Source organism: Legionella qingyii (assembly GCF_003184185.1).
This window is the reverse complement of sequence record NZ_QHJG01000007.1, coordinates 29,428-43,845: the sequence shown is the minus strand read 5'-3', so window position 1 is coordinate 43,845 and position 14,418 is coordinate 29,428. Positions and strand designations below refer to the sequence as shown.

The window sequence follows — 14,418 nt, the reverse complement described above, 5'->3', positions numbered from 1 at the left end:
ATGCACTTTAAGGATTTACCATGACTGACCATGCCATCACTTTTGATGACGTTCTGCTTGTTCCTTCATACAACCACCACGAATCCAGAAGAGTCGTGGAAACAACCAGTACTGACAGACTGGGCAAATTAACATTGGAGCTTCCCGTAATCAGCTCCAATATGGACACCATTACTGAAAGTTCTATGGCTAATTTCATGGGCTCTAAAGGTGCTATGGGTGCGTTACACCGTTTTATGACCATCGAAGAAAACATCGCAGAATTTAAAAAATGTCAAAGCAAGGTGTTTGTCTCGATTGGTTGTACTGCAGCTGAATTGGAGCGAGCAGAAGCATTACGCGATGCAGGGGCTGATTATTTCTGTGTGGATGTTGCCCATGCTCATGCCAAATATGTGGGAAAAACTCTAAAAAGTTTACGCCATTTGCTTGCGGATCGATGTATTATGGCTGGAAATGTCGCCACCTATGCTGGAGCTGATTATCTTGCTTCATGTGGCGCAGACATCATTAAGGCCGGTATTGGCGGTGGTTCAGTATGCAGTACTCGCATTAAAACGGGCTTTGGTGTCCCTATGTTAACCTGTATTCAAGATTGTTCACGCTCTGATCGCTCTATTGTAGCGGACGGCGGAATCAGAACATCAGGCGACATAGTCAAAGCGTTAGCATTCGGTGCTGATTTTGTCATGATAGGTGGCATGCTAGCAGGTACCGCGCCAACCCCTGGTGAGGTAATTGAAAAGCAAGATGGCACCAAAGTAAAACGTTACCGAGGCATGGCATCTAAAGAAGCGCAAGAAAACTTCTTAGGACAAATGCATGAGTGGAAAACTGCTGAGGGCGTTGCAACTGAAGTAGCGTATAAAGAAAATCCTGATGCGATTATTGCTGATATAGTGGGAGGATTAAGATCCGGTCTGACTTATGCTGGTGCTGATACAATTAGCGAACTACAACGTAAATTAAATTATGTCGTAGTAACCCAAGCAGGGCGTATTGAAAGTTTACCGCATAAATTAATGGGTTAAAAGTCAATCAATTATGAGTTGAAGCGTGGGTGAAGCGAAACCCAGGGAGTTTATAAGCAAAACCTGGGTTTTGCTTCATGTACCGATTACTATGGCCCTTTCATATCAAATGTTGATTCCTCGCTCTCGGTTGGTGCTGGAGTAGATTTCGAATTAGGTGATTTGTCGATAAGCGCATCAAAGTCCATTCCTTCAAATGCTTCATTAAATTCCGCCATTAAATTAGAAGAAGTACTATTATTTGGTTCACTTAGACTCATTTCGTCCTCGTTCTCATCCGCCAATTCCTCATCTTCATTTTCTCCTGATTCATAAACTTGCTCCTGGGAACTGGGATTTAATTCCTGAGTATCAGTGGAATTTAACTTGGCTGTAGCTCCTTTAATAGCATTAACAAGTCCGGAGTTAACTACGTCCTGGATAGAACTCACCATCTCTTTAAACTGAAGCGCAGCTTGTCCTGCTTTAGTATTTTTGAGATCATCGAGCTTTTCATCAGCCTTATCTAATAATTGATCTTTAATTTCTCCGGCCTTATCATTTAGTGCATCTTTCAACCCACCTAAAGCTTGTCCCAACTCGGTCTGTGAAAATTTATCTAAAGCCTTAGACCCGGCTGCTTTCAAGGCACTATTTATATCTCCATTAATCTCCGAAACCATCTGACTGAGCTGCTCATTCAACTCAAGATAAGGATTCTTTTCCTTACCCTCTCCCTTTTGTTGAGTAGGCTTTTTAGGTTGAGCTTCCTCTTGCTGTGGTTTCTTGTCCTCATCCTTTGCTGATTTTGGCGTAGGCCCTTCACTGATATCTGGAGTAATGACATCTGGCTTCGGGGGAGGAGGAGGACTTGCCTGGTTCTCTTGTGGAGTCGGCTTGTCTTTTTCAGTTTTTCCTGTACTCATAAATCTTAACCTCTGTAGTATCTACCCCTATTAAGTTAAAGATAGCACATCGTAAGAAACATTGCCTTTAAATAGATGGCGTAGATCGAATATTTTCAGATACACTAATCTTATCAAGATGTGTTCCTTGATGAATTGTATTTAACCATAATTTACAATAATTTTGCAAAACAAATGCAACCTATATGGAATGATATGTTACTATGAATCTTAACGATTTTCGCTACATGCGCCGTGGCAAACAACTGTTTGATTTAAGCAAGAAAGATTATACACTCCTTGAACCCATTAGACGGCGGGGAGCAGAAACAGATAGAGCCCTGCTCCTTTTACATGGATTTACTTCCTCGCCAGCGGTTTATCGCTATTTAATTCCTAAATTAAATCATTATGATGCTTTAGTTTGTCCTGCATTACCAGGACATGCAGATAGCATTGCGGCTTTTGCACAAGTAAAGGTCACAGATTGGCTTGAATGTGCAACACAAGAATGTGAGAAATTATTTAAAGAATACCAAAAAGTAGATGTACTGGGACTCTCCTTGGGTGGCATATTGGCATGCACGTTGAGTACAACTTTTGCATTCAATCATATGTTTCTCTTAGCCCCTGCCTTAAAATTACAGATGAATATTTATCGTAATCTGCAACTTCTAAATGTACTTAAAAAGCTAGGGTTTTGCGAACTGCGAGGCGTAGCGGGTAATCTTGCAACCAACCAACATGCTGAAATATCATATCGAAGGATTCCGATTCCAGCACTTATTGAACTGTTTACCATGATTTACGAATATCAGTGGATTACGCCAAAGTGCCCAATTGACCTCTTTTTTGGCGCTCACGATATTGTTGTTGCCTCCAAGGAGGTAGAAAAAATGTTCGCTCATTTACCGAATACAACCATACACTGGCTAGCAAACTCAGCCCATGTTTTGCCATTAGATAATGATTTGGATCAGATTGTTCAGTGTATTAACCAACGTATCGCATCTAATCTGAATGAAAAATCCTCTCTTGTGTTGATGGGAGAGAGTTAGAATAAAATTAAGCGTTGATCGCTACCCTCATCCGCCCCTTACGGGTACCCTCTCCCTTCCTGGGAGAAGGGAAAATTATCCTGATAAAACCTTCGCTTTGCCACACTATGGGAGAGGGGCAGGATGAGGGAAAATTGAAACATTACTTTAAGGGAGTTGCTTATTATAGCGATTGAAATCTTTCAATTCGGATTGATTCCACTCACGCATATCCAATACTGAGCCATCAAAAACCATGAAATCTGCTCGTGTTGAGGGCAAATTAAAATAATAAATGTCACTGGCATCCGTCGCTAAATTACTCTGATGTTTCGCTACTGAAATTTCTGCAACAGAGTGGTCATGCGTCTTCACAAAGCTGCGTTGTGCACGTAAGTAACGACCTTTAAATCGTGCATTACCCCAAAGTTCAACGTCGAGCCTATTTACTGCTCCAGCTAATTGAATGGTCGTTTTCTGCTTCGCACGCACAGTCAAAGTGTCCGTTTTAACCCAAAACAAACTAAGCCATGCATTTCCTTGCATGGTTAAATTTGCTAGATTTGCAACGCCTGAAAGTTGTACTTTTGGGCTTCCCTCTAAATGGAGCTGTAAGCCTGGACTGGATATTCCACCAATTTGAGTGAGCCCTTTACCCTTTATGTCCAGAACTCGTAAGCCGATGGATCCAGCTAATCTAACCTTTCCAGTATTTAGCAAATACACATCCAACAAGCGAGTACGAATCTGATCTCCAGTAATCATGGGTGTACCATTTGCCGTCAAACGGTTAAGGAATTGTCCCCTTATCTCCGCATAAATTGGGCCATTTAAATGACCTTTCCCTGCTATAGCCAAATACAATGTGTTTTGTACAACCTCTGCTTTTACGATCGCCAAATCACGAGCATCGCCAGATAAAATCACCTGGGGCTCTTTATAACCTGTATGCAGACTTACATTAAATGGCCCTTGCACATTAACCTGATTAAAAGCGGGTACTCGTCTTATTTGTTTTGTCTTATATACTTGTGTCGGAGCAGTTAGAGGCTGATTTTTTGGCGCATGATGCACACAAGCAGTTAATAAAAAGACAATTATAATCAATAAGTAACACCGCTTTTGCATAGACTTCATTCCCATATCAATAATTCCTCTACATTAGAGGAAGTTCTAACAATGTGCAAGGCCAAGTTAAAATGCATAAACTCTTTATCAGTTGCTTGGATGAAGCGAAGAAGCGGGAATATTGTTCCTGAAAACCCGGGCTTCGCTTAACCCAGGCTATTACAATTTAAAACCAAGAGCCTTTATTAAAATCTGAAAGTATGACCTTGGCAGGACAAGTATCATGAACTTGAGAGTCAGGAGCATTTTCGATTAATGATTCTAAAGACTCATCAAAAGGAATTAATGCCGGCAACTGAATATAAATATCAACCAATATACCATTCCTGCAACCTAAATAAACTTTTCCAGAATTATTTTTACCAAATGATTTGATTACCATCTCACGCAGGACCGTTAAGGGTACCTTTTGTCCTTGATGTTCCGCTAGATAATGTCCTAAGACAGAATTATCAACCGACTCAGTCAAACGCATCGCCAGTGAAAAATACTCATCTGCAGATAAAATTTGGCAACTGCCATGCTTATTCCATTCATGACGCTCCAAACAGCTCCCATAATTGTAACTCGGCATCAATTTTTTTAAATGTTCAGAAACTGGTGGTGATAAATTAAGCGGGGGATAAGCACAATGCCTGGATTTTTGCTCTACACCACAATACCCATAACTTTGGCCACAGGCATTTTGATTCGGCCATAAACCATGTAAGGTAAGATGCTTTGCTTGATAGGAATTTTTAGATAGATGCATGCATTCCGGCTTACCGGCTTCATATCCATACGTTTGACAAAACCCAGGCTGCGAGCTGAGCGCTAAAACATAAGAGTCGGACATCCCTGCCTGCGTATCGCAAGAATCACCGAACACAACAGAAGCAACAACATTGATAGAGAAAACCAGCAACAACAGAGTAGTGAGCTTTTTCATTAAGACACTCCGGCCAAGCTTCTTTCGAAACATTATACAGTAGAAGATAATGAAAGCCAGTTTTTTATTTCATGTAACTATATTGAATCTTAATGAAAAAATTTTAATTAGAATGCTTATTTCATAACACCAAATAAAACCAGGCGAATGTAACAGCTTAAATAAAAGCAAAGCCTCCACGAATCATTCCCAGACGCAAACATTTGAAGAACCCGCTCCATTGCGCAACAAAGACTCTGTTTCTTCTCCCGCATCCCCCTTCTTCACACCAAAAAAACCCTTGGGCACTTTAGGTTTCTCAAAGAGATTGTTACAAAACGTTTTATATTCTTCCTCATTAAACTCCAATGAGGTGTGACCTGTTTTTGATGTGCAGTCCAGAATGCTGTTTTTAAGTGCAAGATCATTAAGTCTATCGGCTAAATTGCTTAAATCAATTGTAGCGTCAAGTCTACCCCTCCGCACTGTTCCATTTTGGTCGCGAACAATATAGTCACCATTGTCAGATAGATAGATTTTACCAGCTAGTGCCAATTTGGAATCATTATCTGGTAATTCGGACATTAAAGCGAGTTCGTATATCTGTGAGGTCTCTTTTTCCTCTGGTTTAAATAGTGCCTCCACCAAACAATGAGTTGCAATTGCCAGTGCCACTGCAGCAATAATCATAGGCACACCGATCCCCAACGGTACGAATACTAAACTTGCAAACACAACTGCAGGAACTAAGGCATCAATCATAATACTGCGCACCAAACTCGCTGACTGATAACGCATCATCTGCTTTTGATATTCTGATTCTGCTTGGCATTGTTTAATTTCCAGGAAACTAAGTCGCTTTTCATCCTCGCTAAGCGTATTAAATCTTTCTTTTAAATCTTTAGTTAAAGCTTTCTCTTGATCTATTTGCTCTTGCCTTGTTTTGTAAGTTTTATACAGCTCGATGCCCCCTTTGATTGCATTGTTAATAACGGTAAATGCAAAACACAATACTGCACCAACAATAACCATAGTCGCCAAAACTGGGGCCCCTATAGGCATGAATGGCATGGTTAAAATAACAAAAGCCAGCATCAAACCAACAGCATAGGCAATATTATTGATTAAGGATATCTTATCAAGTTGCCAATCTCTTTCGCATCGCGATCTTTCTTGGCGCAATGTCCGTAGTTGTATTTCTACTTGGCGGATTTCATATTTCTCATCTTCACTCAGCTGTTGTTTTTCTATTGCTTGCAATGCCGCGAGTCGTTTTACTAATTGCTCTATATCCTCATCATATTGCTTCATTGCCTTATTATGCTTTATTCTTTGTTCCTCAAAGTCCCATACAGCCATAGCAATATCAAAAGCTAAAAGCACAATAGTAACCACATCTCCCGCAGCACCCAATGCACCTTTTCCAGTAAGCCAGAAAAAGCAAACTAAGTTAGCGGTTCCCCAAATGGAATCATTCAATAAGGTAAATTTCCTTTGTGACCATTGGGTTTGAAATCGCTCTTGCCAAGGTGTTTTTGCTTCCTCATCACTCATCCAGGGATGCTTAATGGTATGCTTAAGTAATAAATACAAATTCAGTCCAAAACGAGCATAATATAAAGCCCAGCTTAGGGTACCCGTATAAGGATCCGGCGCTTTTATCGCTTCAGCCGCTTGTCCTGCATAAAAACGATCTTCTGGAACCAAACCAATTACCGTTTTTAGTAAAGATGAATCCCATACCCAAGACAATCTCTTCTCATTCAATTTCCCCATGTACTCTTTAATTGTCTTGGTGGTACCGCCGGATAAATCAGCAATGCCTTGTCCTAATAATTGCCCCACAGGAATACCCAGATATTTTATCGGTTGCGCATCGGATGACGCTAGTTTTGCCTGGAATAAAAATTGGTTAACTCGTTTATTATATTCCGAATCAAGTAGATTAAGAAAATCGGAGCATCTTTTAATATGTTGATTATATGCTTTTACGTTTTCAGTTTTTTGATACTCTATTTCATGATTTTGTTGTGCCAACAAAAGCAACAGCGTAATTTTTAGATTAAATGCTAACGCTTTCTTTTTATCCTCGTCCATATATCTGAACATAACGGCATCAGTTTTAGCTAATAGGCCTAAATAAAAATTTAATGAAGGAAGAAAATCATCACTACGATGTTCGGTATACGCGCGACCTGTTAGAGACCGAATCCATTCCAGCTCTTCTCCGCTTGCCCGCTTATAGGTTTGAGAACATGATTGTTTGAGGCCATCATATTTGCTTTTATATATAATGTATTGTGTGTATTTTTTTCTATACTGAATAAGTTCCTTGATGTACTCATTGTACTCAGGATCCCCTATCTCTTTCTTAGCTTTGAGATCCTTAGTCGCTACAGGTTTCTTAGGTTTCGTGGGTTTTTCCAGCTTACGAATTTCATCTTTTTGATTTGTATTTTTTTCTGCATAATAAAGCGTGCCTTCATACAAAAAAATTGCATTATTACTTCCTGTTAACAGAGCAATGTCAGAAAATTTTTTTGGTAGAGAATTAATCTCAATGAGACCGCATTCGGCTCGATTGTAATTCAGCAACTCTTCGAAGCTCAAATCAGCAAGTTCCTTTTTTTCTTTTAGTGCATCTCGGAGAAATGATTGAAGAATTGCGCTACTCGTTGCCATAGTGTCACCTCTGTGTTCATGAATTTTGGCGACTAATTCATTGGATCACAGTAAAAAAAAATTATATGTTCTTTTTTATAACATAATATTGATTTTAAAAACAAGATGTGCATTGATTGATTTACACTATTGAAACCAAAATTTTCATAAAAAGGATGAATTTTAGTAAAAAATTAAACGCTTAGGGTAATCTTAGGCGCCGTAAGGCCTAAGCTGGACAATTGTACTGGAAAAACCCGGGTAACGCTTTGCATCACCCAAGTTATTATTTTTTAGGACAACAATTATTCGGAGAGATCGCGCGCATAGATGTCATCAAAACGTTTAATATCATCCTCCCCCAAATATGCACCACTTTGGACCTCAATAACATACAGTGGTTCATTACCCGGATTACTTAAACGATGAAGCGTATTTTGCGCTATATAAGTCGATTGATTTACTGATAAATAAATCGTTTGCGAGTCATTGATTACTTCTGCTTTTCCGGAAACAACAACCCAATGTTCCGCACGATGCTGATGCATTTGCAAAGATAAACGAGCGCCAGGTTTTACCATCAGTCGTTTTACTTTAAAAGAAGCGCCTTCAGCCAAAATTTCATAATATCCCCAAGGACGAGATACACGCTGGTGATCTTGAGTTAATTGATGGTGATCTTTACTTAAAGAAGTTACTAAATCTTTAACTTGCTGTGAATATTGCTTATCAGCGACCAAAACAGCATCTTGCGTAGCAACAATAATTTGATCTTGCACGCCAATAGCAGTGACGAGAATATCTGTACTATGAATCAGGCAATTCGTGCTCTTTTGTGCAATCACTTTACCAGTAACAGTATTTCCATCTTGATCGGCTGTATTAGCATCTGCCACCGCAGACCAACACCCCAAATCACTCCATTGCATGGACACAGGAATAACAGCTGCTTTATTCGTTTTTTCCATAATCGCATAATCAATGGATTCCGCCTCGCAACGAGAAAACGATTCTAAATCGAGACGTAAAAAATCATGATGATTCTTTGCTTTTAATACGGCTTGTTGACTAAAATAATGAATATCGGGGTGGTATTCTGCTAACTCCTCTAGATATACATCCGCACGACAAACAAACATGCCGCTATTCCAAAAATAATTTCCATCGGCAATAAATTCTTTTGCCAGCTCAAGTTCCGGTTTTTCTCTGAAACTTAAAACTTTTTGTACCTTATCCGCGATCGGCAACCCTGCCTCAATATAGCCATAACCCGTTTTAGGACTATCTGGCTGAATACCAAAAGTAACCAACGCGTGGTGTTCTGCAGCAAACTGTGCTCCTGTTAACATCGCTTCTTGCCATGCTTGATCATCAGCGATCCAGTGATCTGAAGGAAGTACCAACATTATCGCATCAGGGCCAGCGATTTGGGATAAATAATGAGCAGCACAGGCAATTGCCGGGGCAGTATTTCGTGCACAAGGCTCCAGCAAATAAGTCATTGACTGTGTAAAATGATTTAATTGATCCTGGCAAAGAAAATAATGAGCATCATTACTTACAATAAGGGAATGAGTACTTATTAAGCTCTGTGCCCTTTTTACAGTTTGTTGCAGAAGGGATAACTCACCGTTTAAGGCCAGAAATTGTTTTGGATAATTTTTACGAGATAAAGGCCATAAACGAGTTCCAGAACCTCCTGCAAGAATAACGGGATAAAGAGTAGTCGTCATAAAGTTCCATGTTATGGCATAATCAGTGCATTCTAACAGCATTTTTAAGCTAAAAAAAGGTAACTTTTCAATCAAACTTGGAACACTTCAATCTTCCACATAAAATAAGTAATTCTATGGAGACATATCTATTATGAAAAAAAATGCAGTAGTTCTATTATCTGGCGGGTTAGATTCAACAACTTGCCTGGCTTTAGCTGCATCAAAAGGTTTTTCCTGTTATGCGATGAGTTTTTCTTACGGGCAAAGACACTCTGCTGAATTGCTCGCCGCCCAACGTATCGCGCAACATTTTAATGTAGTAAAACATCAGATTGTCACCTTAGATACAGAATTATTCCGTAATTCAGCTTTGACCGATTCTACTTTGGAAGTACCGGCTTTTCAGGGTGGCGCTGATATTCCAGTTACCTATGTCCCTGCGCGTAATACCATTTTCCTGGCCATGGCCTTGGGTTTTGCAGAATCAATTGGGGCGAGAGATATCTTTATTGGAGCAAGTTCTGTTGACTATTCCCATTATCCAGATTGCCGCCCGGAATTTATTGAGGCATTTCAAACTTTAGCCAATTTAGCTACCAAAGCAGGAGTAACAGGTGAGCGATTTACGATTCATGCGCCATTACAACATTTAAGCAAGGTACAAACCATTCAGCTTGGAGTAGGTCTGGGTGTAGACTACAGCTTAACCATTTCGTGCTATCAGGCCAATGATGCTGGCGAAGCATGCGGCCAATGCGATAGTTGTACGTTTAGACGACGCGGCTTTATTGGAGCAGGGGTTGATGATCCTACGCTGTATCGCTCTTCCGAGCCTAAATAACCATTGCAATTAAGGGAAATCGATTCGTTTGGCAGGTTTTCGAAGATTAAATACCCAACTGAACAATATTTAACCTTAAGGATTTATTAATAATAAACATGTTCATTTATTATACTGTTAACACAAAAAAAGCAAATTACTTTACACTTTTGTTACAACAATCTGAGCATTTTTGATTCACATATTGCAAAATCATTGCTATTATTCGCCCTGATTTATAACCTTGGAGTAACATATGACATTTAAAGAATTTATTCAGGGCGTTGGTTATTTACCAGCTAATGCTTTTACTGGTCTGGTTAAATTAGTATTGGGCTCTACAGAAAAAGTTGAGCACGTTAACGAGCAGAGCGGTAAAGTTGAGTTTGTAGAAGACAAAGTAAATCCTGGTTTATTAGGTTTGGCAGTTGATGGCATTAAGTTTGTTGGCCGTTCAATCGCTGATTTCTTGTCTGAACATAAAAAGGCAATTGCTACTGCTGCATGGCTTTCTTTAGTTACCGCTGGTGCTGTTGCATTGACCTTATTCTTGTGGCCTGCTGCTTTAACTGCAGTTGCTTCGTTCTCAATCTACGGTGTTTCTATTGCAGGTATCGCTGGCGCTAATGCTCTTGCACAAATCGGTCTTGCATCTGTATTAGCTGCTGCTGCTGTTTCTGCTGTTACCTACGTAGGTGCTGGTTTTGGTAATTTCGTTAAATGGTTGGCTGATTGCTGCAAAGGTCTTAAAAGCAAAGCTCCTGAAGGAAATCCCGCTTTTGAAGATGACGATGAAGAAAAAGAAGAAGAGCAAAAAGACCTCAAGACTACAGAAGATCGCGGTGTTACACACGATCATACTTCATCTAGCGAAGTAGAGTTTGATTTCGACGCGGAACAGACCCAAGGAAACCTTTATGCTCGTAAAGACTTACGTTCTAAAGGATCTCAAGAACGTGATACAGCTACAATTCATCATTTCGATGTAGATCATCATGCTTCTCCGTTCCAAACTACTGTAGTTGAGAGAAGAAGAAGCGCTGAAGAAGAGACTGTGGTTCTAGATAAATCTGTTAAACTTGGCAGCAGTAATTAAACTCTGCTTGAGTAAAGTAAAAATTTAAGACGCGGCCCAGGCCGCGTTTTTCATTTCTCATGTTAATGAATTTCTTTATAAGGCAGATAAAGAAATCCAACCCACCCTAAAATTTAGAAATAGTTCCCTAAACTAATTATCATTCCCTAGACTCCATCACTCAAAACTCGCATACCTACAGCATTTATTATTCATATGCGTTATAATCAGTCATTTTCAGATAAGCAGGTATCTAATTGATGGCAAAACAACGTAAAATGCTGGTTACCAGCGCCTTGCCTTATGCAAATGGACATTTACATCTTGGACATTTAGTAGAGCATATTCAAACAGATATTTGGGTGCGCACTCATAAGATGTCTGGGGTCAATTGCATCAGTATCTGTGGTGATGATGCACATGGCACCCCGATTATGTTGAAAGCAGAACAAATGGGGATTACTCCAGAAGCGTTAACTGCGCAAATTAAGCTAAGCCATGAACGTGACTTCAAGGCTTTTGCGATTGCTTATGATTGTTATCATACTACCCACTCCCCAGAAAACCAGGCTCTGGCTGCGGCGATTTATGAAGCCTTACAGGAAAACGGTTCGATTATTAAACGCACCATACGTCAGGCTTATGATCCGGTAAAACAAATGTTTTTACCCGATCGCTATGTTAAGGGAACATGCCCCAAATGCGGTGCCAAAGATCAATATGGCGATAACTGCGAAGTTTGTGGCGCAACCTACTCGCCAACGGATCTACTCGATGCGGTATCTGCTATTTCTGGAGCCAAACCCATAGAAAAAGATTCGGAGCATTACTTCTTTGACTTACCTCGTTATGAACATCTATTAAAGGAATGGACTCGAAGCGGCCATCTGCAAGCTGAAGTAGCCAACAAACTAGATGAATGGTTTGCTGCCGGTTTAAAGCAATGGGATATTTCACGTGATGCACCCTATTTCGGATTTCCAATTCCTGGAACCACCGATAAGTATTTTTATGTCTGGCTTGATGCGCCCATTGGGTACATGGCCAGTTTTAAAAAATACTGTGATGAGCATGGAGCCTCTTTTGCGGAATTTTGGGAAAAGGACTCTACCACCGAGTTGTATCATTTCGTTGGCAAAGACATCGTTTATTTTCATGCTCTATTTTGGCCGGCCATGCTTGCTGCCAGTGGCCATCGCATGCCTACAGCAGTCTATACCCATGGCTTTTTGACTGTTGATGGCCAAAAAATGTCAAAATCGCGCGGAACTTTTCTTGAAGCACGTACCTATCTGGAGCATTTGCATCCGGAATACCTACGGTATTACTTTGCAGCCAAACTGAATGGTCGTGTTGATGATCTCGATTTAAACTTTGAGGATTTCATCAATAGAATCAATGCAGATCTTGTCGGCAAAGTAGTCAATATTGCCAGTCGTTGCGCCGGTTTTATCAATAAACGCTTTGCGAATCAATTAAGTAGCAGCTTAAGTGATCCACAATTGTATGCAGAACTGCTTGAACTGCGCACCGAAGTCATTGAATCCTTTATTGCTCGCGATTATGCACGTGCTATTCGCCACATTATGGATTGTGCCGATAAAGTGAATCAATACATCGATACCCATAAACCCTGGGTATTGGCAAAGGAAGAAGAACGGTTACCTGAAGTCCAAGCCATCTGCACCATGGGGATTAATTTATTCCGGATCTTAATCACCTACTTAAAACCCGTATTGCCCTTAATGGCAGAAGCCGCGGAAGAGTTTTTAAATTGTGCCCCCCTGACTTGGGAATCAATTGATAATCCTTTATTAGATCATTGCCTCAACCCCTTCAAACCCTTAATGGTTCGTGTTGAAAGAGATAAAATACAAGCCATGCTGGAGCAATCCAAACAGGTGAACAATGGCCTCAGTTAAAGAAATTGACGCACTTTTGCCACAAACCCAATGTGGCGAGTGCGATTATCCTGGCTGCTTGCCCTATGCCGAAGCCCTGGCTCAAGGGACAGATACCATTAATAAATGCCCTCCTGGTGGAGTTGACACAGTCAAAGCACTCGGTGCTTTGCTGAATGTTGATCCTACTCCTTATTTGGAAGAAGCGGTTACAAATACCCGGGCGCCATCGGTTGCGGTCATTCGTGAAGCAGAATGTATCGGTTGTACTAAATGCATCAAAGCATGTCCGGTCGATGCAATTATTGGCAGTGGCAAATTAATGCATGCGGTAATCAACCATGAATGTACAGGCTGTGGATTATGTGTAGCCCCATGTCCCGTAGATTGTATTGAGATGGTTAATTTACCTAATGTAAACTACGATAAGGACTTGGCACGTAAACGTTATAATGCCAAACAAACACGTTTGTTACGTGAAGAACATAAACAGCAGCAAGCATATCGAGAAAAGCGACAGCTTGCATTAAAAGCGGATAAAACCCAAGACATGCAAGCCAAGCAGGACTATATTCAACAAGCGCTGGCACGTGTGAAAGCGAAAAGGAACCATGAATAAACAACAACGCCATGAAATTTTTGTGCGTTTTCATGAACAAAATCCACATCCAACTACGGAGTTGGCTTATCACTCTCCTTTTGAATTATTAATTGCTGTCATTCTCTCAGCACAAGCAACCGATGTTGGAGTGAATAAGGCAACAGCCAAATTATTTCCAGTAGCAAACACCCCCCAAGGCATTCTTGACTTAGGACTGGATAAGCTTAAAGAGCATATAAAATCTATAGGCCTTTATAACAGCAAAGCACAAAATATTATGAAAACCTGTGACCTACTGATCAAACATTATGATGGTGAAGTCCCCAATAAACGTGAGGAATTGGAGTCTTTGCCTGGAGTAGGTCGCAAAACGGCTAATGTGATCCTTAATACAGCATTTGGTGAGTCCACTGTAGCTGTAGACACCCACATATTTCGGGTAGCTAATCGTACGGGTCTTGCCAAAGGCAAAACACCTTTAGAGGTTGAAAAGAAGCTCCTAAACAACATCGAACCCCAATTTTTAAAGGACGCTCATCATTGGCTTGTTCTGCATGGACGTTATGTATGTACCGCACGACGTCCTCAATGTAAAAGCTGCATCATTCAGGATCTTTGTGAATACCCTGATAAGAATTTGTCCTAAGAAATAGATTTC

At 40.4% G+C, this 14,418-nt stretch carries 12 protein-coding genes; 7 read left to right on the top strand and 5 right to left on the bottom strand.

Annotation, left to right across the window (positions count from 1 at the left end; all coding sequences use genetic code 11):
- Positions 1-20 precede the first annotated feature (20 nt).
- Positions 21-1,031 (top strand): guanosine monophosphate reductase, encoded by a 1,011-nt coding sequence (locus tag DGG96_RS05505; RefSeq protein ID WP_110141958.1) that lies wholly within the window; start codon positions 21-23, stop codon positions 1,029-1,031.
- A gap of 89 nt (positions 1,032-1,120) precedes the next feature.
- Here the strand turns inward: DGG96_RS05505 and DGG96_RS05500 are convergent, their stop codons facing one another.
- Positions 1,121-1,936, bottom strand: a complete 816-nt coding sequence (locus DGG96_RS05500) for a hypothetical protein (protein WP_110141957.1) — start codon at positions 1,934-1,936, stop codon at positions 1,121-1,123.
- A 203-nt stretch (positions 1,937-2,139) separates the two neighbouring features.
- Between DGG96_RS05500 and DGG96_RS05495 the strand changes: the two genes are divergently transcribed.
- Complete coding sequence (locus tag DGG96_RS05495; protein ID WP_110141956.1) at positions 2,140-2,973, top strand: alpha/beta hydrolase; 834 nt, start codon at positions 2,140-2,142, stop codon at positions 2,971-2,973.
- Positions 2,974-3,120: 147 nt separating this feature from the next.
- Here DGG96_RS05495 and DGG96_RS05490 read toward each other — a convergent pair whose 3' ends face one another.
- The 4 genes from DGG96_RS05490 to DGG96_RS05475 all read right to left on the bottom strand — a co-directional run bounded on the left by DGG96_RS05490 (position 3,121) and on the right by DGG96_RS05475 (position 9,381).
- The gene (locus tag DGG96_RS05490) at positions 3,121-4,080 is read right to left on the bottom strand and encodes a GIN domain-containing protein (RefSeq protein ID WP_110142055.1); all 960 of its coding nucleotides are present in this window, start codon (positions 4,078-4,080) and stop codon (positions 3,121-3,123) included.
- Between the two features lie 166 nt (positions 4,081-4,246).
- Positions 4,247-5,008 carry a ribonuclease T2 family protein gene (locus DGG96_RS05485; RefSeq protein WP_110141955.1) on the bottom strand — a complete coding sequence of 254 codons (762 nt, stop codon included), beginning with the start codon at positions 5,006-5,008 and terminating at the stop codon, positions 4,247-4,249.
- A 183-nt stretch (positions 5,009-5,191) separates the two neighbouring features.
- Positions 5,192-7,669 (bottom strand): hypothetical protein, encoded by a 2,478-nt coding sequence (locus DGG96_RS05480; protein WP_110141954.1) that lies wholly within the window; start codon positions 7,667-7,669, stop codon positions 5,192-5,194.
- Positions 7,670-7,953: 284 nt separating this feature from the next.
- Complete coding sequence (locus DGG96_RS05475) at positions 7,954-9,381, bottom strand: mannose-1-phosphate guanylyltransferase/mannose-6-phosphate isomerase (RefSeq protein WP_110141953.1); 1,428 nt, start codon at positions 9,379-9,381, stop codon at positions 7,954-7,956.
- A gap of 133 nt (positions 9,382-9,514) precedes the next feature.
- Here DGG96_RS05475 and queC point away from each other — a divergent pair, with 133 nt between their 5' ends.
- From queC to nth, 5 genes are all read left to right on the top strand, one after another.
- Complete coding sequence (gene queC / locus DGG96_RS05470; RefSeq protein ID WP_110141952.1) at positions 9,515-10,204, top strand: 7-cyano-7-deazaguanine synthase QueC; 690 nt, start codon at positions 9,515-9,517, stop codon at positions 10,202-10,204.
- Between the two features lie 235 nt (positions 10,205-10,439).
- Positions 10,440-11,279: a hypothetical protein gene (locus DGG96_RS05465; protein WP_110141951.1), complete on the top strand. Its 840-nt coding sequence runs from the start codon at positions 10,440-10,442 to the stop codon at positions 11,277-11,279.
- Between the two features lie 239 nt (positions 11,280-11,518).
- Complete coding sequence (gene metG, locus DGG96_RS05460; RefSeq protein WP_110141950.1) at positions 11,519-13,180, top strand: methionine--tRNA ligase; 1,662 nt, start codon at positions 11,519-11,521, stop codon at positions 13,178-13,180.
- Complete coding sequence (locus DGG96_RS05455) at positions 13,167-13,778, top strand: RnfABCDGE type electron transport complex subunit B (RefSeq protein WP_110141949.1); 612 nt, start codon at positions 13,167-13,169, stop codon at positions 13,776-13,778. Before metG ends, DGG96_RS05455 begins: the two co-directional genes overlap by 14 nt.
- Positions 13,771-14,406 carry an endonuclease III gene (gene nth, locus DGG96_RS05450; RefSeq protein ID WP_110141948.1) on the top strand — a complete coding sequence of 212 codons (636 nt, stop codon included), beginning with the start codon at positions 13,771-13,773 and terminating at the stop codon, positions 14,404-14,406. Before DGG96_RS05455 ends, nth begins: the two co-directional genes overlap by 8 nt.
- Positions 14,407-14,418: the final 12 nt, after the last annotated feature.